Raw genomic sequence first — 1189 nt, 5'->3', positions numbered from 1 at the left:
GCGTATAATCGTCGGCAGCGTCAGATGTGTATAAGAGACAGCGCGAGCGCCTGGAGTTCGGTCCTTGTCTCATTTGGCTCTTATGGCCCCATGTAAGAGAAGTGCAATCCCGCAAACGCCCTGGCTGACCATCCGGTCGCCGGGCCCGCCGCGGAACCAACCGCGGATGGGTCGCAGGGATCAAATCGACGCGCCCAACCGATCAACCGGTCTGCCTTCTCGGACGTCCGCCCAACCGCGCGGGGTTTCCGGAGGCCATGGGTACGCCCTGGGATGATCGTCCCCGGGCCATCGTCGTCCTTGCACCCTACTGGGGACCGCGCGTCAATCCAACCTTTTTTTTGGGGGGATGGGGCGAAATCACGCGCTCTTGCGCCCCAGGACGCAGCGTTCCACGCCGCCCAGGTCGCGGAAGACGCCCGCCGGCTCCAGCCCGGCGCCGGCCAGCAGCCCCGCCACGTCCGCCGCCTGGCCTTGCCCGACCTCCAGCCCGGCCAGACCGCCCGGCTTGAGCAGGTCCGGCGTTTGCGCCGCGATGATCCGGTAGGCGTCCAGCCCGTCCGCCCCGCCGTCCAGCGCGCGCAGCGGGTCGTGCTCCCGCACCTCCGGATCGAGCGCGGCGATGTCGGCGCTGGGGATGTAGGGCGGGTTGGAGACGACGACGTCGAACCGCTCGTCCAGCCCGGCGCCCCAGTTGCCGGTCTGGAAGCCCGCCCGCTCCACCAGCCCGTTGCGCGCCGCGTTTTCCGTGGCGGCGGCCACCGCGCCGGGGCTGAGGTCGACGCCGAGGCCGCTGGCGTTGGGCAGCTCCGCCAGCAGGGCCAGCAGGATGCAGCCGGTCCCGGTGCCTAGATCGAGCAGCCGCAGCGGTGCGCTCCGGTCCGGCAGGGCCTTCAGCACCGCTTCCACCAGCGTCTCGGTGTCGGGCCGCGGCTCCAGGGTGTCGGGGGTGAGGGCGAGGTCGATCGTCCAGAACTCGCGATGGCCAAGGATGCGCCCCACCGGTTCCCGCGCCGCCCGCCGCTCGACCAGGGCGAGGAGGCGCGCGGCGTCCGGTTCGGGCACGGGGTCGTTGGCCCGGGTGAACAGGTCGTGGCGGGTGAGGCCCAGCGCGTGCTCGACGAGCAGGCGCGCGTCGAGGTCGGGGGCTGTCTCTTATACACATCTGACGCTGCCGACGATTATACGC

General features: G+C 70.8%; 1 pseudogene. It reads right to left on the bottom strand.

Annotation, left to right across the window (positions count from 1 at the left end):
- Positions 1–360: 360 nt before the first annotated feature.
- Positions 361–1146: pseudogene (prmC, locus tag Q4I23_RS32725) on the bottom strand (peptide chain release factor N(5)-glutamine methyltransferase); the annotation flags it as partial.
- Positions 1147–1189 lie beyond the last annotated feature (43 nt).

The sequence above is a fragment of the Azospirillum sp. UFLA03-27 genome (assembly GCF_059803775.1).
The sequence above is the reverse complement of the archived record's forward strand: the minus strand, read 5'-3'. Positions and strand labels throughout refer to the sequence as shown.